The organism is Ruegeria sp. BE10 (assembly GCF_056538905.1).
Map to the genome: position 1 here is coordinate 378,877 of NZ_JBQFTX010000002.1, position 24,986 is coordinate 403,862.

22 protein-coding genes are annotated in these 24,986 nt (G+C 57.5%); 7 read left to right on the forward strand and 15 right to left on the reverse strand.

What is annotated here, in order from left to right:
* Both secD and yajC read right to left on the reverse strand, forming a co-directional pair.
* Entirely contained in the window at nucleotides 1-1,662 is a 1,662-nt protein-coding gene (secD, locus tag ACR0M2_RS07275; protein WP_425080423.1) for a protein translocase subunit SecD, read from the reverse strand.
* A gap of 33 nt (nucleotides 1,663-1,695) precedes the next feature.
* Entirely contained in the window at nucleotides 1,696-1,983 is a 288-nt protein-coding gene (yajC, locus tag ACR0M2_RS07280) for a preprotein translocase subunit YajC (protein WP_058280646.1), read from the reverse strand.
* Nucleotides 1,984-2,184: 201 nt separating this feature from the next.
* On the opposite strand from yajC, the gene ACR0M2_RS07285 reads away from it, so the two are divergent.
* Nucleotides 2,185-3,849, forward strand: coding sequence for a mechanosensitive ion channel family protein (locus tag ACR0M2_RS07285; protein WP_480704389.1), 1,665 nt, complete (start codon nucleotides 2,185-2,187; stop codon nucleotides 3,847-3,849).
* A 71-nt stretch (nucleotides 3,850-3,920) separates the two neighbouring features.
* A complete protein-coding gene (gene serS, locus ACR0M2_RS07290) occupies nucleotides 3,921-5,213 on the forward strand; it encodes a serine--tRNA ligase (RefSeq protein WP_170375861.1) in 1,293 nt (430 codons plus the stop codon).
* A gap of 58 nt (nucleotides 5,214-5,271) precedes the next feature.
* Here the strand turns inward: serS and ACR0M2_RS07295 are convergent, their stop codons facing one another.
* The 5 genes from ACR0M2_RS07295 to ACR0M2_RS07315 form a co-directional block, all read right to left on the reverse strand.
* On the reverse strand, nucleotides 5,272-5,886 hold the full coding sequence (locus ACR0M2_RS07295) for a helix-hairpin-helix domain-containing protein (RefSeq protein ID WP_480704390.1): 615 nt from the start codon (nucleotides 5,884-5,886) through the stop codon (nucleotides 5,272-5,274).
* Between the two features lie 96 nt (nucleotides 5,887-5,982).
* The gene (locus ACR0M2_RS07300) at nucleotides 5,983-6,969 is read right to left on the reverse strand and encodes a fatty acid desaturase (protein ID WP_480704391.1); all 987 of its coding nucleotides are present in this window, start codon (nucleotides 6,967-6,969) and stop codon (nucleotides 5,983-5,985) included.
* Nucleotides 6,970-7,134: 165 nt separating this feature from the next.
* A complete protein-coding gene (der, locus tag ACR0M2_RS07305; protein WP_170359077.1) occupies nucleotides 7,135-8,598 on the reverse strand; it encodes a ribosome biogenesis GTPase Der in 1,464 nt (487 codons plus the stop codon).
* A 48-nt stretch (nucleotides 8,599-8,646) separates the two neighbouring features.
* Nucleotides 8,647-9,969, reverse strand: coding sequence for a PQQ-like beta-propeller repeat protein (locus tag ACR0M2_RS07310; protein ID WP_480704392.1), 1,323 nt, complete (start codon nucleotides 9,967-9,969; stop codon nucleotides 8,647-8,649).
* 39 nt (nucleotides 9,970-10,008) lie between these two features.
* On the reverse strand, nucleotides 10,009-10,680 hold the full coding sequence (locus ACR0M2_RS07315) for a hypothetical protein (RefSeq protein WP_480704393.1): 672 nt from the start codon (nucleotides 10,678-10,680) through the stop codon (nucleotides 10,009-10,011).
* A 224-nt stretch (nucleotides 10,681-10,904) separates the two neighbouring features.
* On the opposite strand from ACR0M2_RS07315, the gene ACR0M2_RS07320 reads away from it, so the two are divergent.
* Nucleotides 10,905-12,137, forward strand: a complete 1,233-nt coding sequence (locus ACR0M2_RS07320) for an efflux RND transporter periplasmic adaptor subunit (RefSeq protein ID WP_480704394.1) — start codon at nucleotides 10,905-10,907, stop codon at nucleotides 12,135-12,137.
* Entirely contained in the window at nucleotides 12,134-15,910 is a 3,777-nt protein-coding gene (locus ACR0M2_RS07325) for an efflux RND transporter permease subunit (protein ID WP_480704395.1), read from the forward strand. The genes ACR0M2_RS07320 and ACR0M2_RS07325 overlap by 4 nt, the downstream gene beginning before the upstream one ends.
* Nucleotides 15,911-15,956: 46 nt before the next feature.
* Here ACR0M2_RS07325 and ACR0M2_RS07330 read toward each other — a convergent pair whose 3' ends face one another.
* The 4 genes from ACR0M2_RS07330 to ACR0M2_RS07345 form a co-directional block, all read right to left on the reverse strand.
* Nucleotides 15,957-16,280, reverse strand: a complete 324-nt coding sequence (locus ACR0M2_RS07330) for a hypothetical protein (RefSeq protein ID WP_480704396.1) — start codon at nucleotides 16,278-16,280, stop codon at nucleotides 15,957-15,959.
* A gap of 153 nt (nucleotides 16,281-16,433) precedes the next feature.
* Entirely contained in the window at nucleotides 16,434-16,838 is a 405-nt protein-coding gene (locus ACR0M2_RS07335) for a DUF2147 domain-containing protein (protein ID WP_480704397.1), read from the reverse strand.
* Nucleotides 16,839-16,902: 64 nt separating this feature from the next.
* On the reverse strand, nucleotides 16,903-18,708 hold the full coding sequence (locus ACR0M2_RS07340; protein ID WP_480704540.1) for an ABCB family ABC transporter ATP-binding protein/permease: 1,806 nt from the start codon (nucleotides 18,706-18,708) through the stop codon (nucleotides 16,903-16,905).
* A 79-nt stretch (nucleotides 18,709-18,787) separates the two neighbouring features.
* Entirely contained in the window at nucleotides 18,788-20,134 is a 1,347-nt protein-coding gene (locus ACR0M2_RS07345; RefSeq protein WP_480704398.1) for a LysM peptidoglycan-binding domain-containing protein, read from the reverse strand.
* Between the two features lie 126 nt (nucleotides 20,135-20,260).
* Between ACR0M2_RS07345 and ACR0M2_RS07350 the strand changes: the two genes are divergently transcribed.
* Nucleotides 20,261-20,812: an LOG family protein gene (locus tag ACR0M2_RS07350; protein ID WP_480704399.1), complete on the forward strand. Its 552-nt coding sequence runs from the start codon at nucleotides 20,261-20,263 to the stop codon at nucleotides 20,810-20,812.
* A gap of 44 nt (nucleotides 20,813-20,856) precedes the next feature.
* Here ACR0M2_RS07350 and ACR0M2_RS07355 read toward each other — a convergent pair whose 3' ends face one another.
* The 3 genes from ACR0M2_RS07355 to ACR0M2_RS07365 all read right to left on the reverse strand — a co-directional run bounded on the left by ACR0M2_RS07355 (nucleotide 20,857) and on the right by ACR0M2_RS07365 (nucleotide 22,995).
* Nucleotides 20,857-21,306, reverse strand: coding sequence for a host attachment family protein (locus ACR0M2_RS07355; protein ID WP_170349125.1), 450 nt, complete (start codon nucleotides 21,304-21,306; stop codon nucleotides 20,857-20,859).
* 207 nt (nucleotides 21,307-21,513) lie between these two features.
* Nucleotides 21,514-22,392, reverse strand: coding sequence for a metallophosphoesterase (locus ACR0M2_RS07360; RefSeq protein ID WP_480704400.1), 879 nt, complete (start codon nucleotides 22,390-22,392; stop codon nucleotides 21,514-21,516).
* A 3-nt stretch (nucleotides 22,393-22,395) separates the two neighbouring features.
* Nucleotides 22,396-22,995 carry a superoxide dismutase gene (locus tag ACR0M2_RS07365; protein ID WP_113789565.1) on the reverse strand — a complete coding sequence of 200 codons (600 nt, stop codon included), beginning with the start codon at nucleotides 22,993-22,995 and terminating at the stop codon, nucleotides 22,396-22,398.
* Between the two features lie 101 nt (nucleotides 22,996-23,096).
* Between ACR0M2_RS07365 and ACR0M2_RS07370 the strand changes: the two genes are divergently transcribed.
* A complete protein-coding gene (locus ACR0M2_RS07370; protein WP_480704401.1) occupies nucleotides 23,097-23,858 on the forward strand; it encodes an FkbM family methyltransferase in 762 nt (253 codons plus the stop codon).
* Between the two features lie 100 nt (nucleotides 23,859-23,958).
* Nucleotides 23,959-24,348, forward strand: a complete 390-nt coding sequence (locus ACR0M2_RS07375) for a hypothetical protein (protein ID WP_480704402.1) — start codon at nucleotides 23,959-23,961, stop codon at nucleotides 24,346-24,348.
* 67 nt (nucleotides 24,349-24,415) lie between these two features.
* On the opposite strand, the gene ACR0M2_RS07380 is transcribed toward ACR0M2_RS07375, so the two are convergent.
* Nucleotides 24,416-24,844 carry a hypothetical protein gene (locus ACR0M2_RS07380; RefSeq protein WP_170375888.1) on the reverse strand — a complete coding sequence of 143 codons (429 nt, stop codon included), beginning with the start codon at nucleotides 24,842-24,844 and terminating at the stop codon, nucleotides 24,416-24,418.
* Nucleotides 24,845-24,986: the final 142 nt, after the last annotated feature.

A 24,986-nucleotide genomic window follows, 5' to 3' on the forward strand; every position in this document is an offset into this window, starting at 1 on the left:
TCAAACCTCGATCATTTTCGGACGACGGCGTTCGAACCACATCACGATCATCAAACGCGTCACGAAGATCGCGGTAAAGACCGAGGTCAGAATACCCAAGCCCAGCGTAATCGCGAACCCGCGCACCGGCCCGCTGCCCATGGCAAACAGAATCACGGCGGTGATGAAAGTGGTAACGTTTGCGTCCAGAATAGCCGACAGGGCTTTTTCATAACCCAGCTCAATGGCACGCGCCGGGCCTCTGGCGGATTTCAGTTCTTCGCGGATACGCTCAAAAATCAGCACGTTGGCGTCCACCGCCATACCGACCGTCAGGACAATCCCCGCAATACCCGGCAGGGTCAGCGTGGCCCCGATCAGCGACAGCAGGCCGAACAGCAGCCCGACGTTGATGATCAGCGCAATGTTGGCAAACACGCCAAACAAACCATAGCTAAGCGCCATGAAGGTCAGCACCGCGACAAAGGCTACGATGGTTGCCACTTTACCGGCATCGATGCTGTCTTGCCCCAGTTCAGGACCGATGGTGCGTTCTTCAAGGAACTCCAGCCCCGCAGGCAACGCACCCGCTCGCAACAGGACCGCCAGATTGGTGCTTTCTTCAACGGTGAAGTTACCGGTGATGATACCCGACCCGCCCGGAATATGGCTTTGGATCACCGGGGCCGAGATCACCTCGTCATCCAATACAATCGCAAAGGGCGCGCCGATGTTTTCCAGCGTGTAGTCGCCAAACTTGCGTGCGCCGGACGTGTTGAACCGGAAACTGACTGCCGGGCGACCGTTCTGGTCGAACGAGGGCTGCGCGTCGACCAGTTCCTCACCCGTCACAACCGGGGCGGATTCAATGATGTAATAAACGCCATCTTCGTCAATGGACGGGACGACCTCTTGCCCTATCCCCGGAACAGCGTCCGGGTCGGTGCCGCGACTGACGACCGAGTTGAAAGTCAGTTGAGCGGTGGTGCCGATGATCTCTTTCAGTTCACCTGCACTGCCAATGCCCGGCACCTGAATCAGGATACGGTCTGCACCCTGGCGCTGAATTGTGGGCTCTCGCGTACCGACCTCGTCAATCCGGCGGCGGATGATTTCCAGCGCCTGACGCACGGTGCGATCATCCGAGGCCAGCTTTTCGGCCTCAGACAACTGCACGACGATGGTGTCACCATCGGCGCGGGCTTCGATATCGGTAGCCCCCACTCCGGTCAGCGTCTGCACCTGACGGGCCAGACCGCGCACAACTTCCAGCGCGCGGGACATGCCCTCGGGCTGGCTGATGCGAACGCGAATCTCATCCGGTGCCGAATCCTGCCGGCGGATCGTACCAACAGTCGCGCGTTCATCGCGTAGCGCGTCACGGATTTCCGGCCACATCGCCTCCATCCGGGATTCGTAAACATCTTCGACCTTCACTTCGGCCAGCAGATGTGCACCACCCCGCAGATCAAGACCCAGATTGACCAGTGACGATGGCAACCAGTTGGGCCATTGCGCCGCCTGTGCCTGCATCTCGGGGGTGTCGATGCCAAGTTCAATTGCGGCCTTGGCATCGTTGGATTGCTCGACGCGCGTGTAAAACGCATTCGGCAGGGCCATCAGCAGACCGATCACACAGACCGACCAGATCAGAACCCGCTTCCAGGTATTAATTTGCAGCATTACCCTGCCTTTTCAAGGAATTGTCGCGCGAAGTTACTTCGCCGGTTCGGTCTTGTTCAGAACCTGCGCAATAGTCGACTTGACCACACGAACCTTGACGTTTTCGGCCAGTTCAACCTCGACCTCGTTCTCGCCTTCCTTGACCTTCGACACCTTGCCGATCAGACCACCCTGGGTGACAACCTGATCGCCCCGGCGCACGGCCTCGACCATCGCCTGATGTTGCTTCATCTTCTTCTGCTGCGGACGGATCAGCAGGAAATACATGATCGCGAAGATCAGGATCAGCGGGAGAAACTGGGCGAATGCGCCACCTTCCATGGGATATTCCTTTTGCTTTGGATTGCGGCACGGTTCCGCAAATTTGGCGGGAACCTATGCCCTGAGATGCGCCTTTGCAAGCAAAGGCGGTGCTGTGACCCACCTGAACCTGATCCCAACGCATGAACTCGCGTCAAAGCGTTGCAGATATGTCCTAGGCAGAGGCCTGAACTCAGCTATAGTCAAACCTGAGGAGGGACAATGACAGCTCGTTACAAACCATTCCAATCGTTGACGCTTTTGCTGTCATTGCTGGCCTTGATTTTGTGTCTTGCAGCACCGCTTGGGGCACAGGAAACGCCCACCGATATCGTTGAACCCGAGGCCGAGGAAACAGACAGTTTCAAAGCCCCCGTCATCGTGGACGGCGATATGCTCTTCTTCCTGCGCGGCTCTAGCGCCCTGCCCGCGCCGGAACGGGCGGAAAGTGTCCAGAACAAGATCATCGAGGTTGCCGAGGCCTCAGAAGACCCCTCGGTCGACATTTCATTCGAAGAGACCGAGCTTGGCATCCGAATTCGCGCGGATGGTGTGATCGTGTCCATTGTGACCGTGGCAGATGCTGATCTGGACCAGATGGAGCTGGATGTTCTCAGCTTCCTACACGGTCAGGCCATCGAAGAAGCCATCCTTGGCTATCGGGCTAATCGCACGGAACAGGCCCGCGTATCCGGCGCGATCGAAGCCGCCGCGTGGACCCTTGGGTTTGCCGTTTTCATCGTTGCGATCCTGTGGATGCATCGCAGGATCAGGCGGCGCACGCTAAAATTTGTCAAACGCCACTTGCGGGATGTGGAAACCGCCACTGCCAAAAGTGTTCAGGCCGAGGCGATTGCCGCACTGGTCAGGTATGGTCTGAATTTCGTTCTGCTCATTATCTTCTTCCTGGGCTTCTACTACTACCTGTCCTTTGTTCTGCTCGCCTTTGCCGAAACCCGCTATTTTGCGCAATTGCTACTGACCTACCTGACCGAACCGGTTCTGCTGATTTTCAAAGGCATTCTCTCTTACATCCCCAACATGATCATGCTGGCCCTGATCGCCTGGGTCACGATGTACATCATCAAGGGCATGCGCGTGTTCTTTGATGCCGTTGAGGCCGGGTCGTTCGATATGGGCGATTTCGAGAAGCACTGGGTCAACCCGACCTTCAATATCGCCCGCGTCGTCGTCATCCTCATCGCGCTGGTTTTCGCCGTTCCTTACATTCCGGGGTCGGACTCGGCCGCGTTTCAGGGCCTGACCATATTGGTTGGCGCTATGCTATCGCTGGGGGCGAATTCGGTCGTGTCCAACATGCTGGCTGGATTATTCGTTATCTACCGCCGCTCAACCTCGATCGGGGACCGTATTCAGATCGGGGACCACATTGGCGATGTGGTGCAGATCAAGCTAATGGAAACCCACCTGAAATCCATCAAGAATGAGCTGATATCGATTCCCAATGCGCAATTGATGAATTCGGATGTGGTGAATTTTTCAAAGAAAACAGATGGTAGTGGGCTGCTACTGCACACCACAGTCGGCATCGGATACGAGGAGCCACCTGAGAAGGTCGAGGCCATGCTGATCGAAGCCGCCAAGCGCACCAAGGGGATCAAAACCAAGCCCGAGCCGTTCGTGTTGTGGACTGCACTGGCTGACTACGCGATAAATTACCAGATCAATGGCTATACGACGCGGGGCAGTATCATCCCCAAAATCCGCTCGGATCTGCACCGCAACATCGTGGCAGTGTTCAACGAAAACAACGTGCAGATCATGACGCCGTCTTACATGGCCGATCCGCCCGAACCGAAGATACCCGCCGAAGAATGGGACGGGCATCTGGCGCATGAAACACACGAGGACACCGATAAGTCGTAACCGGTGCTACACCCTGCCTTTCAGATGGTGCATAAGCGATCCTAGTGATTCACGCATTAAGGATCTGAACCATGCACGACATCCGCGCCATTCGCGAAAACCCTGACGCCTTCGACGCCGCCCTGGCGCGCCGTGGGGATGCGCCGGTGTCGTCAGATGTGCTGCGGCTGGACGAAAGCCGCCGGGCCAAGATTCTGGCCGCCGAAACCGCTCAGGCGGAGCAGAACAAGGCCAGCAAAGAGGTCGGTGCCGCCAAAGCGCGCGGGGACGAGGATGAATTCCAGCGTCTGCGCGCATTGGTGTCTGAGAAAAAGACCGAAATCGCCCGCATGCAGAACGAGGCCAAGGATCTGGACGCGCTGCTAACCGACCAACTGGCACGCATCGCCAACCTGCCCGCCGAGGATGTGCCGCAAGGTGCGGATGAGAACGACAATGTCGAGGTGAACCGTTGGGGCACCCCGCGCGAACTCGATTTTGCTCCGAAAGAACACTTCGACATTCCCGCCGTCGCGGCTGCGATGGACTTTGAAACCGCCGCCAAGACCAGCGGCAGCCGTTTTGTAAACCTGTCGAAGGGTGTCGCGCGTATCCACCGTGCGCTGGCCCAGTTCATGCTGGACACCCATATCGACAAGAACGGCCTGACCGAGATGCAGACTCCGGTTCTGGTCCGCGATGAGGCGATGTACGGCACTGATAAACTGCCGAAATTTGGCGATGACAGCTATCAGACCACCAATGGCTGGTGGTTGATCCCAACGTCCGAAGTGACGCTGACCTATTCCGTGGCCGGTGACATTCTGGACGAAACCGCCCTGCCCATCCGCATGACCGCCCACACGGCCTGTTTCCGGTCCGAGGCCGGCAGCGCGGGCAAGGACACCGCCGGGATGCTACGCCAGCACCAGTTTGAAAAGGTCGAAATGGTCTCGATCACACATCCCGACAAGTCGGATGAGGAACAGAAACGCATGCTGCGCTGTGCCGAGGACCTGTTGGAGCAGATGGGCATCCCCTACCGCACCGTCGTTCTGTGTACAGGTGACATGGGTTTTGGCGCGCGCCGCACCTTTGATATCGAAGCCTGGTTGCCCGGGCAGGACACGTACCGTGAGATCAGCTCGGTCTCGACAACCGGAGCTTTCCAAGCCCGCCGTATGAACGCACGTTTCCGCCCCGAAGGTGGCGGCAAACCGGAATATGTCCACACCCTGAACGGTTCTGGGCTGGCGGTTGGACGCTGCCTGATTGCGGTTCTGGAAAATGGACAGAACGAGGATGGCACTGTGACCCTGCCCGAAGTGCTGGCGCCATACCTGGGCGGCAAACGAACACTGCAGCTGGACGGCACACTGGCATAAAAAAGCCGGCACCCGCATTGCGTGGTGCCGGTCTTGCAGAACGTAAGGCGAAGGAGGATTACTTCTTCGTCTTTTTCTTACCCTTCTTCTTTTTGTCTTTCTTGGGCTGGTCTTTTTTCTTACCGCCCTTCTTGGACTGATCTTTTTTCTTACCGTCCTTTTTAGACTTTTTGTCTTTCTTGGCCTTGGCCTTCACCTTGTCCTTGGCCTTTGAGATCGCGGCTTCCATCTCTTGCAGCTTTTTGGCGGCCTTTTCAGCCTTGGCCTTGGCTTTGGCCTTCTTGCGCGCCTTGGCTTCTGCGGCGGCTTTTTCCTCGGCAGCTTTGCGCGCGGCCTCTTCGGCACGTTTCTCGGCAGCGGCGGCTGCGACGGTTTTCCGGGCGGCAGGCCTGCGCGTCGCAGGTTTGCGCGCGGGCGCGCGTCTGGCAGTCTTGGCCGCAGTTGGCTTTTTGGCTGCAGGTTTTGCCGCAGCCGCTTTCGCTGCGGGCTTGGTTGCTATCGCCTCTTTCGCCGCGGCGATCAACAGAGGCGCGCTAGAGGCACCAATTCGGGGAACCTTGACCAGGTCGGCAGGGTTGGCTTTGGCAAGGGCTTCAGCGGTTTTGTACCCATTGGCGATCAGCGCCTGCCCAAGCGCCTTTCCTACACCTTTAACATCGGTCACTGCGGTCATTACTAAGCCTTCCTTTCTCTCCCTACATTTTCAATTGAATGCACGCTGGGCCCAGACGCCTACTAATCTGCGAGCAGTTTCGGCGACGTCTTTGCGTCAATTGCCGTGAGCCAGAGTGCCGGTTCTATCCTCTTTGGGGAATGGCACGAGACGCTTGGCATCTTCGTCCCAGAGTTTCAAATTCAGCGCCGCCACCGCCTCGGGGAACTTGATCCGACGCGGGGTGAATTCAGGCGGTAGGTTATAGTGGCACGCCCGCAGCCGATAGGATGGAATACGGGCGTTGAAATGGTGGATGTCGTGCAGCGTGATACACGCCACCGCATTGTCGAACCACCAACCAAAATCCAAAGCAGAAGACCCCTGCAAGGCTGCCAATTGCGGATCAAGGTCCGGGCGGCGGTCCCAATACGTATCTTCGAAATTATGTTGCAGGTAGACCAGGAACACACCCAGCATCCCCCCCAGCAACGAGAACACCAGCCAGACCAGAATACCGGTCGTGCCCGCGATCAGATAAAGCAGCCCCAGGAAGATCACGATCGACAGATTGTGCAGCAGAACTCCGGTCACACCAAACCGTACCGTGTTTTTGGGCCAGCGGTAGCGAATGAAGTAGGTGAAAAGCGCACCAACCGGAACCAGAATGAACGGGTTGCGGTAAAGCCGGTAGAACAATCGCTTCTTCCAGTCTGCAGCGTTCCATTCCCGCAGGGTCATGGTGTGGATTTCACCCGTTTCGCGGTGTTCCAGATTACCGATCCCCGAATGGTGCAGGTTGTGGTTCTGCTTCATCACTTCGAATGGCGCAAAGGTGAAGGGCGACAAACCGTGCCCGGCCCATTCATTCTGTTCGCGGGTCTCAAACAGGGAATGGTGGCCGCAATCATGTTGCAAAACGTAAAGACGCACAGCTGCAAAGGCAAAGACGATCCCGGCAGGGATCATGATGTACCAGCGGTCGACATAGATAATTGCCAGCGTCAACGACGCGAAATAAACGGCGAAGGTCCCAAAATAGCTTAGCGCGGCCAGCCGATTGTCCTGTACCGCATATTGTCGCGTATATTCCCGCAAATTCATTCAGCCTGTCCCCACGTTTGGCCCAATTAGTATCACCACGAAACTATTTGCGTTTTGCTTGTAATCAAGCAGCGCGCACAAAAAACAGATGCACACAGGCGAATGCTAGCCTGCGGCAGCGGGACTGTCACGCCTTTCAGCCGAAAGTGCTGAAAATTGGCGCAGTTACGCGCGACCTTTGAGATGTTTGGCCAGAGCGCCCGCGTTTTTCTTGCGTCGCCCCTTATAGGGATTTTTGTCACCCTGCCCACGCAATGTCAGGCGGATAGGCGACCCGGGCATATCGAAATCCTCGCGCAGGCCATTCACCAAATAGCGGGTGTAGCTGTCTGGCATCTTGTCGGGATGTGAACACATCACCACAAATCCAGGGGGACGGGTCTTGGCCTGAGTCATATAGCGCAGCTTGATCCGGCGGCCCTGCGGGGCTGGCGGCGGGTGCTGCTCCAGCATGGCCGTCAGCCAGCGGTTCAGTGCTGCTGTGGGTACACGACGGTTCCAAACGTCATGCGCACGCAGGATGGCAGCGCGCAGACGTTCCAGCCCCCGACCAGTCTTGGCAGATACGGTGATCAGCGGTGCGCCACGCAATTGCGGCAACAGACGATCAAAGGAGTCTTTCAGATCGCGCAGCTTTTCCTGCTTGTTCTCTTCGATATCCCATTTGTTAACTGCGACAACGACGGCGCGGCCTTCGCGCTCGGCCAGATCAGCAATGCGCAGGTCCTGCTGTTCAAACGGAATGGCTGCGTCCAACAACACCACCACGACCTCGGCAAATTTTACGGCGCGCAGACCGTCGGACACCGAAAGCTTTTCCAGCTTTTCCTGCACCTTAGCCTTCTTGCGCATGCCCGCCGTGTCGAAAATCCGCATCGGGGTGCTGTCGCCATCAGGATCGGCCCAGTCAATCCGCAGGCTGATCGCATCGCGGGTGATACCAGCCTCGGGGCCGGTCAACAGGCGGTCTTCGCCGATGATCTTGTTGATCAGTGTGGACTTTCCGGCATTTGGCCGCCCGACTACCGCAACCTGCAGCGGCTTGGCGGCTGTGATCAGCGGCGCCTCGCCCTCGCCGTCTTCGTCCAGTTCGATATCGGTTTGCGGGGCATCATCCTCGGCCTGCTCAGCCGCGGCATCTGCCAGCGGCATGAGTTGCGCATAAAGGTCTGTCATCCCCTCGCCATGTTCACCCGACAGGCGCACGGGCTCACCCAGACCCAGATTATACGCCTCAAGCACACCCGCATCGGCCGCGCTTCCTTCGGCCTTGTTGGCGGCAAGGATCACATGTTTCGAGCGTTTGCGCAGGATCTCGGCGAACATCTCGTCCGTTGGGGTTAACCCCACCCGCGCGTCGATCATGAACAGGCAGACATCGGCCATATCCACCGCGCGTTCGGTCAGCCGACGCATCCGTCCCTGTAGGCTGTCATCGGTCGCGTCCTCAAGACCCGCTGTGTCGATTACGGTAAAGCGCAGATCGCCCAGACGCCCTTCGCCCTCGCGCAGGTCGCGCGTCACGCCGGGCTGGTCGTCGACCAAGGCCAAGCGTTTGCCCACAAGGCGGTTGAACAGAGTGGATTTGCCCACATTCGGGCGCCCCACGATGGCGAGGGTCAGCGACATGATACTCAACTTTCAAGACTCAGACGCGCCCTTTAGCGCATCTTGCGATCAACGGAAAGCGTGTAGATCACCTTTGGTCGAAACGACATACAACGTCTGGCCGGCCACTACCGGGGCCGTGGTGGCGCCGCCGGGAACCTCGACGCTGTTGACCAGCGTGCCGTCGACCGGGTTAAAGAACCGCAGGAAACCGTCATTCGACGCGACAATGATGCGCCCACCGGCCAGGATCGGGCCATAGTGCGCAACAATTGGACCACGGCGTTTGGGCTTGTCCTTGACAAAACCGGGCAAATCCTGCGCCCAGATGATCGAACCGTCTGCTCTGTTCAGCCGGACCAACTGACTGCGGTCACTGATCAGAAACAGGCTATCACCCGCAGGCCATGCCGTATCCACAGCCCCCTCATCCGCCGTCCAGATCCGCTCACCCGAGGTGGCGTTAAACGCCACGGTGCGGCCCGAGTGATTGCCGATATAGATCGTATCGCCCACCACCATTGGTCCGCCGGTCACATCCACTATCTGTGCGGCCGCACGTCCCCGGCGCCCACCCGCGACCGAAGCGTTCCAGCGCCCGATCCCCCCCTTGCGGAAAGACGCGGAAATATCGCCCGAACCAAAGGCAAAGACGGCAAACTCCTGTGCAATCACAGGGGCCGGAGCCCCCAGAACATTGCCCACGCTTGGCGTACCCTGAACTTGCCACGCGATGCGGCCGTCCTTGGTGTTCACGGCCCAGCCGGTTTCATCACCTGCTACCAGATACAACAAACCATCATTGACCAAAGGTGCGCCGTTTCCTGGGGCATTCAGGCGTTTTTGCCATTTGATCGCCCCAGTTTTCGCATCCAACGCCGTCAGACGCCCAAACCCGGACGACACGTAAAGCACACCATTGGCATAGGCCAATCCGCCGCCGGTCGCGTCCGCGTCGCCATCATTGGCCGGGATAAGATTCTTGCTCCAGGCCACCTGTCCCTGCGGTGTAACCGCGGAAACGGTCGCGCCTGCATCCAGCGTATAAATCAGGCCACCGGCCACAACAGGTTCTGCGGTGATGCGACGCTTGCGCGAATCCCCATCCCCGATCGAGGTCGACCACACACGCTGAGGCGTCGCGCGCAGTGCCGCGTTGCCGGTGCGAAATGCGGGCGTCCCGGCGCTTTGCGACCAATTGGCGTTGGCTTTTTGCGCAGGCAGGCTGATCGGTTTCGAACCCTGGGTTACCAAAGTCACGTTGTCAGAGGTGGGCCGAATGTCTTCACGGGCACCTGGCAGGATGACCTCGGGTTCCTCACATGCGGCAAGAACACTCAGCGATAGGGCCGCAGCCGTCAATCCAATGCGGGAGAAAAGACTTGTCACCATGATACTCCGAACTCGCCTGTCATTCTAATTGCCGCCGGTTCAGCCCTGCTGGGCCACCAGTGGTTCTGGTTCGCCGCCAAGCGCGACAATCAGTTGCGCGGCGCGTTGCTGAAGGTCCACGCCAATCTCGGCGTCCTGCCGCATCGCCTGTAGACGCTCGATTGCTGCGTCCGCATTCCCCTCGGCGACATCAATCAGTGCCAGTTGTTCTTCGGCCAACAAGCGCAGCGGTGCGCCCGGCGCAGACAGCGCCTCGAACTGCTGACGGCGATCCGCCACGGGCAAAGTGTCACTTTGCAGCAGCAGAGCCTTGAATGTAGCAATCGCACGATAAATTTCCGGCAGATCACCCTGAACAGCGATGGCGTTCAGGCTGTCCACAGCCTCTTGCCGCGACCCGGCCTCAACCTGCGACGAAGACAACAACATGTTCAGAACCGCATCACCGCCGGGTGTTACCGCATCAATGCTGGCCAGGCTGCTTGCACGTTCGGCCGAGTCATTCTGCGCGAGCGCGCTGAGAATCTCGTCACCCAGCTTTTCAGCCTGACCGGTGGTACGGGCCTTGCGAACCTCGTTAAACGCGGCCCCGCCAACGATGAGAACCACGGCCAGAATGCCGATCCAACCCCAACGACGCAGCAGCAGATACAGGCGATCACGGCGAACCTCTTCGGTCACCTCATCAATAAAACTGTCGACGTCGCTCATCCCTGCTCCCTGGGCTGTCACATTTTCTATGGCGCCATGTCATACCCCGGCGACCTTGCCAAGCCAAGGGCCGGAATTCGCACATTTTCGCGGCGTCACGCTGCCCTTGCGAAAAAAAGTGAACCGAACTATTCAGTTTAGTGTAGAAAACGCGCGTGCCTGCCCCCACTTTTAAACATGCACGCCGAAGGACAATCGGCAAAGAATTTTTAGAGAGGCCCCGTATGCGATTGATTTCATTCGTGAATGCGATTCTGGTGATTGCCGCGTTATTCCTTTTGGTCTTTGAACGCGACGCATTGTTTGCATTTGCCGGTCGCGGCGACTCTGAAACAGATACGTCATCCGAAGCAGAATTTGTATCCGATCCCCAGACGGCGCAGAATGCAATCGGTGTGGTCGTCTTGCGCTCGTCCGCACGGGAAATTGACAGCGCCGTGTTGTTGCGCGGCCAGACCAGAGCCAATCGCCAGGTCGAAGTTCTGGCCGAAACAACGTCGACCGTGATTTCGGAACCCAAGCGCAAGGGTGCGTTCGTCGAAGCGGGCGACCTGCTGTGCGAGCTTGACCCAGGCACCCGCCCCGCAAGCCTGGCCGAGGCTATGGCCGCCAAACTTGAAGCCGAAAGCCGCATCCCTGAGGCCGAAGCCCGCCTGGAAGAGGCGCATGCCCTGGTTGCTGAGGCGCAAATCAACCTGACGGCCGCACAGAAACTGTCGGAAACCGGGTTCGGGTCGGAAACGCGACGGATTTCCAGCGAAGCCGCGATGCGCTCTGCCGAAGCGGGCGTCAAAACCGCCGAGGCCGGACTGGAGGCCACCCGCGCCGGGATCGAAGCCGCCACTGCCGAGGTTAAAGCCGCCCAGCGCGAGATTGACCGTCAGACCATCGAAGCCCCATTCAAGGGCCTGCTGGAAAGCGATACCGCCGAACTGGGCAGCCTGATGCAGCCCGGATCGCTGTGTGCGACCGTGATTCAATTAAACCCGATCAAGCTGGTGGGGTTCGTGCCCGAAACGGATGTAAACAAGATCATCGTCGGTTCGGAAGCATCGGCGCGCCTGATCACGGGTCTTGAGGTCAAAGGCCGCGTGACTTTTCTGAGCAGGTCGGCGGATGAAACGACCCGCACCTTCGAAGTTGAAATCACCGTTCCAAACCCGGAACTAGCCATTCGCGATGGTCAGACGGCCAATATCCGTATTGCCGCCGACGGGGCAAAGGCCCATCTTCTGCCGCAATCCGCCCTGACCCTGAACAACGAAGGGCAGATCGGTGTGCGCACGGTCGGCGCTGACCAGATCGTGGAATTCATGCCGATTTTGCTATTGCGCGACACCGCAAAAGGCGTCTGGGTTGATGGGCTACCAGAAACCTCTGATGTCATTGTGATCGGCCAGGAATTCGTGACGCAAGGCGTTAAGGTCGAACCAACCTACCAGGAAGCTGCACAATGACAGGATTGGTTGCATGGGCCGCCCACAGGGCCCGTATGGTGTTGGCCTTCATCGCGATCTCGCTGATTGTCGGCGGGTTTGCATATGTCAGCCTGCCCAAAGAGGGTGAACCGGATATCGAAATCCCGGCGCTTTTCGTCTCGGTCCAATTTCCCGGCATTTCCGCCGAGGATTCTGAAAACCTTCTGATCAAGCCGATGGAGACTGAACTGGCGGATCTGGACGGTCTCAAGGAAATGACCGCCACTGCTGCCGAAGGCTATGCCGGTATCGCGCTAGAGTTCGAATTCGGCTGGGATAAGACCGCGATCATGGCGGATGTGCGCGACGCGATGAACAGCGCTCAGGCCGATTTCCCTGAAGGGGCTGAGCAGTATTCGCTTTTCGAGATTAATTTTTCGGAATTCCCTATCGTCATCGTCAACCTAACTGGCGCAGTCCCCGAGCGAACAATGGCGCGTATCGCCAAAGACTTGCAGGACGATCTTGAATCATTGGATTCAGTGCTTGAAGCCGGGATTGCGGGCAACCGAGACGAATTGCTCGAGGTGATTATCGATCCGCTCCGGCTGGAGGCTTACAACGTCTCGGCCGACGAATTGATCACAGTTGTCCAAAACAACAACCAGCTGATCGCTGCTGGTGAGGTGGATTCAGCACAAGGCACTTTCTCGGTCAAAATCCCGTCTTCATTCAAAACCGCTGAAGATGTCTACAGCCTACCCGTCAAGGTCAATGGCGACCGCGTGGTGACGATGGGTGAGCTTGCGCAGATCAACTATACTTTCGAAGACCGTGAAGGCACCGCGCGGTTTGACAACCAGTCCACGGTGGCACTTCAGGTGGTCAAACGCAAAGGCTACAACCTGATCGACACAGTGGACGACGTCAAAGCGACTCTTGCAGCAGCACAAGAGAAATGGCCCGCCGAACTGCAGGCCGCCGTAGATGTTGGCACCTCGAACGACCAAAGCCGCATTGTCGATTCGATGGTGCGTCAGCTTGAAGGTTCGGTCCTAACCGCGATCGCGCTGGTGATGATCGTCGTTCTGGCCTCGCTGGGTACGCGCGCTGCGCTGTTGGTTGGTTTTGCAATCCCAACCTCGTTCCTGCTGAGCTTTGCTTTTCTGGCCGTCATGGGCGTCACCATCTCGAACATGGTGATGTTCGGGCTGATCCTTGCGGTGGGGATGCTGGTCGACGGTGCCATTGTTGTGGTTGAATACGCAGACAAGCGCATCAAAGAAGGCATCGGCCCGATGCACGCCTATGTCGAGGCGGCGCAGCGGATGTTCTGGCCCATCGTGTCCTCGACCGCGACGACGCTGTGTGCCTTCCTGCCGATGCTGTTCTGGCCCGGCGTGCCCGGCGAATTCATGAAGATGCTGCCGATCACGTTGATCTTCGTTCTGTCCTCTTCGCTGATCGTGGCGCTGATCTACCTGCCGGTCGTCGGCGGCGTATCCGGACGAATGAGCCGCACGTTCGATCGAACTTCGAAATGGCTGCGCAGTGTGGCCCCGTGGTGGGTTCGCGCAATTATGGTCCCCCCATCGCTGTACATGATCTTCTTGGGCGCGATGCAGATGCTGAACCCTGACTATCTGCTGCCCGGGGGCGTGCTGTCGGGTGCCTTGCTGTTCGTCTTCGGTGGCTTTGCAGGGTCGGTGACCCTGAGCGCCGCCAAAATCGAGCGACAAAAGGAAGAACGCGTCCACACAGCGCGTGAACACTCTGTGTTCGGCTACCTAGTCAAGTTCCTGGTCGGCAACCCGATCATGCCTGTTGTCTCACTGATGGTCGTGTTTGCATCTGTATTCTTTGTGGCCTTCATCTGGTACCCCAATGAATCCAAGGGCGTTGAGTTCTTTGTCGAAACCGAACCGGAACAGGCCACCGCCTATGTCCGGGCCCGGGGCAACCTGTCATTGCAGGAAAAAGACGCGATGGTGCTGGCCGCCGAAGAGGTGATCGGGGCACACCCAGCCGTAACCAACGTTTTCGCTTTTGCCGGTGAAGGCGGCCTGAACCAGAACAACGGCGGTGCCGAAGCTCCGGCGGATACCGTCGGTCGTGTGCAGTTCGAAATCACTCCGTGGGAGGACCGCCCAACGCTGACCGAACCCGCGTTTTTCGGTCTGTTCGATCGCGAAATCATCGCCCCGGAGTACGACGGTGATTTCGTTCTAGACGAGTTGAATGCAGAACTTGCCAAACTGCCCGGTTTTATCGTGGAAATCCTGCCGCTGGAACAGGGTCCGGCCTCGGCCAAGCCCGTACATCTGCGTATCAAAGGCGACGGTTGGGAGGAATTGACCACAGCGACCGAAGCCGCGCGGGCTGTGTTTGACGAAACGCCCGGTCTGATCAAGATCGAAGACACCATGCCCCTGCCCGGCATCGACTGGCAGATCGACGTGGACGTCGCCAAGGCCGGACGTTTCGGGGCTGATGTCGCCACGGTTGGCGCAATGGTACAGTTGGTCACCCGTGGCATTCTTCTCGGCGAGATGCGTCCGGACAACACCGATGAAGAAGTCGAGATTCGCGTGCGCCTGCCTGAACAGGACCGAGTTTTGTCCACATTGGATTCGCTCAAGGTCCGCACCCCTGACGGGCTAGTGCCGCTGTCTAACTTTGTCACCCGCCAACCGGTGGCCAAGCTGGCCGAGATCAACCGGATCGACCAGCAGCGTTACTATGACGTCAAAGCAGATGTCGAGCCGGGCCTATCCAAGGTGGTAGTCGACGACCCTGACGGAACCGAACAGCGGCTGGCCGTTGTGCGTGCGGTCGAAGAAGGCGCGGAACCCAACGGGACACCCATCACCAGCTCCGATGGCACGGTATTCGAGCTGTTCCAACTAACCGGTGCCGAAACCGTCGAGGACCTGCGCACAGCTATTGCGGAAGAAGGGGCGCGGTTCGCGCTGGTCAACCCGAATGAACGGATCGCAGTGCTGACGGAATGGCTGAACACCAGCCCCTTCTCGAACGCGATTGCCTGGGAGTGGACCGGCGATCAGGAGGATCAAGAGGAATCCGGGGCCTTCCTGCAAAGCGCTTTCCTGGGTGCTTTGGGCCTGATGTTCGTGATCCTGCTGGCGCAGTTCAACTCGTTCTACAACTCGGTACTGGTGCTGCTGGCGGTTGTTCTGTCGACCACCGGGGTTCTGATCGGAATGATCGTTATGGGGCAACCGTTCTCGATCATCATGACCGGCACGGGCATCGTGGCGCTGGCAGGGATCGTGGTGAACAACAACATCGTTCTGATCGACACCTATCAGGAATACAGCCGCTACATGCCCCGGATCGAAGCCATCATCCGCACGGCTGAGGCGCGTATCCGTCCGGTTCTGCTGACCACATTGACCACGATGGCTGGTCTGACACCCATGATGTTCGGCCTGTCGCTGGACTTCATCAATGGTGGTTATTCGATCAACAGCCCCACCGCGTTGTGGTGGAAGCAGCTGGCAACGGCGGTGGTCTTCGGATTGGGCATTGCGACGGTTCTGACGCTGATCGTGACGCCTTCACTGTTGGCGTTGCGCGTTTGGGTTTCAACCTACACGATATGGCTGGGCCGGGCACTGGCGCGCGCGACATCCGGTCGATCCAGCCAATTGGCGCAGGATATGGCGATTGGCAAAGCCGTCCGTCAGGCACAAGCGACCGAGGTGGTCTGGGGCGACGAAACGCCCCCTGCGTCCAAAGATACCCAAGCGCCCGAACATCCGCCGGGATCACCCCTAAAGGCGGCAGAATAAAAGAATGGCGAGCCCAACGGTTCGCCATTATTCGTTTCAGACAGGCTTAGTCAGTAAAGACGTATTCACCCAGATCGCACAGGTCTACGCCGTAGTCTTCGGCGCTGGACCCGTCGGAAAACGCGCCGCGAATATCATAGACGCAGGTGGTCAGACCGTCAGCAATCAACACGTCTGCTTCGTATCCCGGCGCGATGTAATCGCCTTGCAGCAAGTTTGCTTCCCATTCATTGGACGCACTTGCCGAGACATTGAATTCGACCAGATCGACGCTGCTTTCATTACCCAGCAAAAATACCAGATCCTCGGCGGAGGCGGTCGACGCAAACAGCGACGCCAGAACGATCGGCGCAGCAAAGAATTTCTTCATTAGTGTTTCCCTGATTTATTGCCCAACACCACTCGGTTGGTACTGCCCGTCATAATGGAGCAATATCATCGGTCAATCGGCAATCACCCACAGTCAGAGTGCTGGTCGTAGCACAAGACTTAGTTGCAACAAAATCTTGTCAGAAGGAGCGGGTCACTTGGACAGACGTGTCCACTTCTGGTGCCCGCACACAACATGCTCGCATCCGCGCACGGTCAAGGTGTCACCGCTCAGCGTCATTTGCGGCACCACATCCACATTGACCATGGGAATCCAGAAATCACCGCCGCCATATTTGCCGCCCCCTTCGCTGGCCACATCCCAGAATAGCTTTTTGCCGATGTTGGGGGTCTGCACCTCTTTCCCAGATTTGTCATAGGCCGATTGAATCTGACCACAGAACTTGTCTCCGCAGGCAGATATCTGGACATGCGAAATCAGGTTCTTGCGATCCGGTTCGGTTTTCCAGACACCGACAATGGGATCAGCCGCCGCCATCACTGGCATCAGCACGGCAATAACGACCGGAACAACAGAGGTTCTTTTTAATCTGCGCATCAAACCAACTCCTCCAAAAACCCATTCAGTATATCACATAGTCCAGTCGGAGGCCGGTTTCGGTTCAGGCAGCCTGCGCATCCGATTGCTGACGGCTCCACAGTTGCGCATAACGACCCTCGCGTTGCAGCAGCTCATCATGGGTGCCCTGCTCCAATATCTCGCCTTGCTCCAAAACAACGATACGGTCGGCCTCGGCGATGGTGCTGAGACGATGCGCGATGGTCAGAACCGTACGCCCCTCTCCGGCCCGCGCCAAAGCATCCTTGATGTCCTGCTCGGTGTCGGTATCCAGTGCCGAGGTCGCCTCGTCCAGCAACAGGATCGGGGGATTCTTCAACAACGTGCGCGCAATACCGACCCGCTGTTTTTCACCGCCAGACAGTTTCAGCCCACGCTCACCAACCTTGGTGTCATACCCTTCGGGTAGCGTTACAATGAATTCGTGAATCTGGGCTGCCTTGGCTGCGGCTTCGACCTCTTCCTGAGTGGCGCCATCGCGACCATAGGCGATGTTGTAGCGGATCGTATCGTTGAACAGCACCGTATCCTGTGGCACCACACCGATGGAGGCATGCAGACTGTTCAGGGTCACGTCGCGCACATCCTGCCCGTCGATCCTCAGCGCTCCGCCAGTCACGTCATAGAATCGGAACAGCAGCCGTCCGATTGTGGATTTGCCCGAGCCGGTAGCCCCGACAATAGCCACGGTCTGCCCCGCCGGAACGGTCAGTGAGATGCCTTTGAGGATTTCACGATCCGCATCATAACCAAACCGTACGTTGTCCAGCGTCACCTCACCGCCATTGATCGCAAGGTTCGGCGCGCAGGGCTTGTCTGTTACCTCGGTAGGTTGTTCCAGCAGATCAAACATCTGCCCCATATCGACCAGCGATTGACGGATTTCACGATACACCGTGCCCAGAAAGTTTAATGGCACGGTGATTTGGATCATGTAGGCGTTGACCATGACAAAATCACCCACGGTCAGCGTACCATTCTGCACACCGATGGCGGCCAAAACCATCACGCCGATCAGTCCGCAGGTGATCAGAAAAGACTGCCCGAAATTCAGGAAGGCCAGCGAATAAGCCGTTTTCAGCGCCGCGCCAGCATAGGCTTTCATCGAGACATCATAGCGTTCAGCTTCGCGCTGTTCAGCGTTGAAATATTTGACAGTTTCAAAGTTCAGCAAACTATCGATAGCGCGCTGGTTGGCCTCAGTATCCTGATCGTTCATCTCGCGCCGCAATTTAACGCGCCACTCAGTCACCGCGAAGGTGAACCAGATATAAAGTGCAATGGTCACCGCGACGACGACCAGATACCAGACATCGAACAGCCACATAAGGATGATCGCGACCAGTAGCAATTCCAGGATCAGCGGTCCGATGGAAAACAACAGGAACCGCAACAGGAATTCCACGCCCTTCACCCCGCGCTCAATGATCCGGCTGAGACCGCCGGTTCGACGGGTTACGTGATAGCGCATCGAGAGTTGGTGGATGTGCTGGAAGGTTTCCAGCGCCAGCGCCCGCAACGCCCGTTGCCCGACCGGGGCAAAAGACGCGTCGCGCAGCTGCTGAAATCCCACGGTCATCATCCGTGCAACACCGTAGGCTACGGTTAGTCCTACCGCACCCAGCGCCAGTGGCGGTACGCCTTCACCGGCTAGACCGTCGACCGCGCCCTTGTACAAAATTGGCGTGTACACCGCGATTAGCTTGGCCAGAACCAACATTCCCATTGCCAACACAACACGGCGTTTGACCCAAGGTTCGTCCTCGGGCCAGAGGTATGGTGATACCTTGCGGATCGTTCGCCAGCCTGAGCGGCGCTCGTTCGTTTCTGGCGTATTGTCTGAATGCATCGGGGCTGATCGTCTCATCACGTTCCTGGTCTGCGGTCAGAGATAGCCCCCCGCCCCCGCAGGGGCCAGAGGCTAAAGCTTATTCGGGGATCGTGAAGATCTGCCCGGGATAGATCAGGTCCGGGTCACGAATAGCAGCCCGGTTGGCCTCGAACAGCTTCACATAAAGAACACCGTCGCCAAACCGTTCGCGGGAAATGGCCCAGAGCGTGTCACCCTTCTGCACAGTGACTGACCGGATCGGCGGAGCATCCTCTGCTGCCCCGGGGCTATCCGTCGCCTCGGCGGCGCGCAGCACTTCGGTGGCCTCACGTTTGAATGGCGTTTCAATACGGCTAACGACGGTACCATCCGGTGCAATCTCGTCAGCGCGCAGGGTGTAGACGCCGGGTTCGACCCCGTCCAACTCGCTGCGCCATTTGCCGTCATCGGCCGGGGACAGATCATCGACCAGCCGGTTGTCCAAATACAGGCGCACAGCCGATCCATCCGGTACCCGGCCTGTCAGTTCAACCTCGCCAGCATCGGAATACCCAATGGTGTCGAGTGCGATCTGTTCCGGTTCCTGCGGTTGGCTTGTTGGACCTTGCACCAGTTCAACCCCTTCCTCCCCAGACCGCAGGATAGCGACCTGTTGGTCCGGCGTGTCCTCAGCCGGAGCCTCGGCAACCTGTTCCGTTTGATCTTCGGTCGACGACGCGTCAGTTTCAGCCGTGTCGGAAGAGGGCAAGTCAGTGGCAGCCGTGTCGGTCGACGCCGCCTGATCCGTTTCGGTTGCCCGCGCTACTTCGGGTTCTTGCGTTGCGTCCTCAGCCGTATCCGCGACAGAAACAGCGTCATCCGCAGCTTCAGGTTCGGGCAGTGCAGCAATCACGTAGTCGTCCGAGCGCACCGGTTGATCGCCCTGCGTCTCCAACGTCAAACCGCGCGCTGTATCGGCGAATGGAATCGAAACGAATTCGGCAAACTGACCGCTAGGATCGACCGTGAAACTATGCACCGCTTCTCCGTCCAGCAGCACGTTGACCTCGGAACCCGGTTCGGCAGAACCTGACAGAACCGTATTGCCGTCCGATTCAACAAAAATTTGATCCAACAGCGGTTTCACAGGCGGCTCAGCTTGGGCTGTCTCTTCCTCAGCCGGTGTTTCAGGCACCGCCTCTTCGGCAGCAGGTGGGGCCGCAGCCTCGACGCTTTGCTCATCTTCTGCGGCAGGTGGTGTGGAACTTTCGGCAGGTTGCTCAGCGGGCTCAGCGCTGTCCTCCTGGGTCTGAACTGCGACTTCGACCTCTGGTGCCGGTTCTTCCGAGTCCCCCCCGACCATACCGGACCAGTACAATCCACCCGCTCCGATTAAAACTGCGATACCGGCGATCACCCCCCAGGTGAAGGTGCCAGAGCTTCCGCTTCCCGACTCGGCGTTCATTCTTTTCCTTTCACTCCGCAGCGCAAGTGCCGTGCCTTCAACACATTCTGCCCGGCGGTTGAGCCAATCTATCAATCCCGCTATCAGGGGTCAAAAGCCCAGGCACAACCCCGGAGAGCGTTCACGATGTCTCAGAAATCTGTTTGTGTGTATTGCGGGTCACGCAATGGCGCAATTTCCGCCTATTCCGAAGCCGCAAGGGCCTTCGGAACGATGCTGGCACAAGAAGGCTGGCGTTTGGTCTATGGCGCCGGGGATGTCGGCCTGATGGGCGAAGTTGCCCGTGCTGCGCAATCCGCTGGCGGCGACACATTCGGCGTGATCCCCGTTCACCTGCTGAAACGCGAGGTCGGCAAAACCGACCTGACCCGCTTTGTGGTCACCGAAACGATGCACGAGCGCAAAAAGGTCATGATCATGAATGCAGATGCTGTGGTCGTGCTTCCGGGCGGCCCGGGGTCGCTGGATGAGCTGTTCGAGGCGCTGACATGGCGGCAGCTGGGCCTGCATGACAAACCCATTCTGGTCATGAACGTGGATGGTTACTGGGACGCGCTGCACGAGCTGGTGCAGCGCGTCATCGGTCAGAGGTTCGCGGATGAGTCGTTGGCGGATTACATCACTTGGGTTGATGATCCGGCCTCGGCGATGTCGACACTGCGCGGGTTCCTGACCTGACCGGTGGACGGACGGCTGAGACCACCCACCGGGGGATAAATCGGCTAAACTGCCGGGTTCAGGCGGCTGGTCAGAAGCTTTTCGACCTTGTGCATTGGGTGGTTGGTCAGGGTCTTGTCCACCTCGGCCACGACCTTGGCAAGTACCTCGCTGTGCAGGCGACGGCGCAACAGGCCCAGCACATGCGGGCTGGCAACCAGAACCAACCGATTGAAGGCCCCTTTCAATCCCTTACGGTTTAGAAGATTGGCAACATCCTGCACGAAAAGGGATTTGGCGTGGGTTTTCCAGTTCGGCTCTTCAACCGACGATTTCTGGTTCGGCCCGGTATCAAAGCGCCGCCCGGCCCGGTCGGTGGGTCGGCTAACCCCATCCTGTTCTTCAACCGAAACAACCACCAGATTGGGGTCTTCGGCATCGGTGATGTTCTCGACGAACAACGCCTTTTCCCCATCGGCAATAACAACCCAGGTTCCCTGTTCAAGTGCGACCATCGTGATCTCCTGTCATGTTTCTACGGCCATCCCTCAATTAACAGGCATAGGTTTACCCTGACGCAACCAAAGGTTTCCGGCGCGTTGCCTGTGCATTTTCATATGGTTAGCGGTTCTCTCCCTCCGCCACACCCAAGGTAGGCACTGCGAGGTTGCGTGCAAACCCGTCTCAGTATGAAACTTTGTTCATAGGCGGGTTTTCTCCTGTCAGGCTGACAGTTCGATCACCGTGATTTCGGGCGTTACACCAAAACGAACGGGCAGGATCGAACACCCGATCCCACCAGACACGACCAAATCGCGTCCGCCTTCGTGTACATGCCCATAGGCATAACGATTTCCGTACTTGGACGGCACCACCGGCGACCAACCAAACAGCCGCACCTGCCCACCATGCGTGTGGCCGGACAAAGTCAGCGCCACATTTTCCGGGATGTCGGGAAAGATATCAGGCTCATGCGCCATCATTACCACGGGCGCGTCGTCGGTCACTTGCGCCATGGTTCCCGGCAGATCATCCAGACCCACAAGCTTGCCATTGCGTCTGAAGGCAAGTTGATCCTCAAGCCCGGCCAGCCAGATGCCCAAATCGTCCAGGCGCATTGCCTCGTTGGACAGCACTGTGATGCCCTGCCCCTGAAACGCGGTGGCGAATTTGTTCGGCCCACCGCCACGCCGTTGGGCATCCTCATCATCCCACCAGTCGTGGTTTCCGAGAACAGCATAAACTCCGCTGCGCGCCTCAAGCTGTCCAAGAACCGGAGCCAGATCTTCAGCTTCGACTTTAGCGGTGATGCCGTCGTAGTGACCCGCATAATCCCCCAACAGCAAGACCAGATCGGGGGCCAGTGCATTGGTACGCCGCACTACCTGCCGGACACGATCAAGGCCGACATAAGGCTCACCAACGTGCAGATCGGACAGAACCGCGATCCGTAGCGGCTGCGCTGTCCAATCCTTGCGCCGCACGCGCCACTTGCGCACGCGCAATCGCAGCGAGGGCTCGATAAAAAACCCATAGGCTGCAACAAACAGGCCTGCCAGCGTGGTCGCCAGCAGGCCCTTTATGAACCTTCTGCGGTTCAAGGATTACATCCGCGATGCAACGTTTTCCCAGTTCACCAGATTGTCGAGGAAGTTCGACAGGTAAGCCGGGCGTTTGTTGCGGAAATCGATGTAATACGAGTGCTCCCAGACGTCACAACCCAGCAGCGCTGTCTGACCAAAACACAGCGGATTCACGCCGTTTTCGGTCTTGGTTACAGCCAGCGAACCGTCCGCGTTCTTGACCAGCCACGCCCAGCCCGAACCGAACTGACCAGCACCAGCAGCGCTGAACTGCGACTTGAATTCGTCAACCGAGCCAAAGCTCTCTGTCAGGGCTTTTTCCAACTCACCAGGCATGGCGTTGCCTCCGGGGCCCATCATTTCCCAGAACTGGTTGTGGTTCCACAGTTGGCTGATGTTGTTGAAGATGCCGTTCTGCGCGACTGCGTTTGCGTCGTAGGTGCCAACGATGATCTCTTCCAGCGATTTGCCGTCCCACTCGGTTCCGGCGATCAGCTTGTTGCCGTTGTCGACATATGCCTTGTGGTGCAGATCGTGGTGATATTCCAGCGTTTCTGCGGACATTCCCTTGGCTGCCAGCGCGTCATGTGCATAAGGAAGATCAGGAAGTTCAAAAGCCATGTCGGCCCCCTGTTATAAATGTAAGTTGCGGTTCCCAAGGTTAAATGCTTTGACAGTCGCCATAGGTCAAGGCCCGTGACAATAAAACCCGGAGGTCCGCGATGCTGACACAGGCGCGCAAGATGTTTTACCGCGCCCGCGGGTACTATGCAGGCAGCCTGAATGGCGAGCCGTTTCATCTGGACCCCTATCATTCGAAATTCTGGCGCAAAGCCTCAGCCGGTGCGTGGGAGCCCGAAACTTTCGCCATTCTCGACGAATATCTCTCGTCCGACAGCGACTATCTGGATATCGGCGCCTGGATCGGCCCCACCGTGCTTTACGGTGCCCGCCGCGCCCGGCACGTGTGGTGTTTTGAGCCCGATCCGACTGCATTTAGGTATCTGGCGTGGAATCTGGACCTGAACGACATCCACAACGTGTCGGCCTTTGGGGTGGCGCTGTCCAACCAGTTCGGCGTGGCCCGCATGGCCTCGGTACGCGGCGAGCCGGGCGATTCTACCAGTTCCTTACTGCATGACGGCAAGCATGGCAGCGACGCCCTGACAATTGCATGGGATCAGTTTGAGGCCGCAAATGACCTGTCCGGCGTATCTCTGGTCAAAATGGATATCGAAGGGGCCGAATATTTCGTATTGCCCACTCTGATTGCCTGGTTGAAGAAACAGCGCCCCGCCCTGCTGTTATCACTGCACGCCCCGCTGTTGGCAACGGATAATCGATTGGAGAAGACGAAAAACCTGTTGGATCTTTTGGGTTTCTATTCCGCGGTCGCTGACGAAAACTCCCAACCAATTACAGCGGAACAACTATTGAATCCGAACGCTCTTGCGCAATACAAAACACTGTTGTTGCGCGATTGACAGTATCCCAAAAACGTTCTGAATAACTGCCTGGAACCTCTTGTTCTTTCTGCCCGTTTTTGAAATTTCCTGTACCCGGATACAAGGAAATCGGAAAAATATGAAATATCTCAGCATTGTTGCTTTGGCCACATTTTTTGCACACGGCGCCATGGCGGAAACAGTTACCTACAATTGCAAAATGACCAAACAGGACAGCCACGGCTGGATCGCGCGGAGCTATGCCTTTCAAGTGGACGCCGAAGACGGTTGGGCAAAGGTAGCGAGCAGACCTGAATGGATCGACACTAAATACAAAAGCCGTGGCAACAAGGGTGTTCGGATGGTCTGGACCGAAACACGACGCGCTTCTGCCGGTGGTAATTTGCGTGTCAAGTATCAGGCAAACCTAAATCCCGCTGATAACAGCCTCAAAGTTCGTATGTCTTTCGTCAGTACAAACGCCTCTAACAAGCCTTACGGTCTTGGCACTTGCAGCGTTGAAAGTTAAAAAAAATCCCCGGAATTCCCGGGGATTTTCTTTTTTCGAGTATACAAAACCAGCGAGCTTGCAGAACTCAGGAAGCGTAAAGGGACTCGATCGTGTTTATTGAACACTCTCCGAAACCCGATGGCCGGTTAAGCACATTGGCTTGAGGAAATCTTGCGATCATGTCCAGACGCTGTTTTTCCGGGTTCAGTGTGGCTGTATAACTTACATACACAAGCCCGCTATTTCTGGCGGGGATTTTCATTTTCCACATGAGCCTGTATTCGCCCGTGCGGGTTGTTTTGAATTTCACATCTTTGGGCTGCTTGTCATCATAGTGATGAATGTAGGCGTCATAAGCCCGCGCACGCTTGTTTTCCGCATCAACACTCAGGATCACACGCTCGGCGATCCATCCTTCTTCCATCCGGTGCAAGTTGCAGTCATAGGTGACGACTTCAGCTTTCGCTGTGGTTGCAGCCAAGGTCAAAGCCAAGGCGGCTATCGCTTTCTTCATCTTCTTACGCTTTCAAGTTTTACCAATAACACTATAGCTTGCAGCCTTATCCCACTTAAAACTCAATACAATCTTAAGGGGAGACTGCCTTTGCACCTCCCTCATAAAAGGGCATCGAAATGTTGCGCAAGATGAAAAAGAA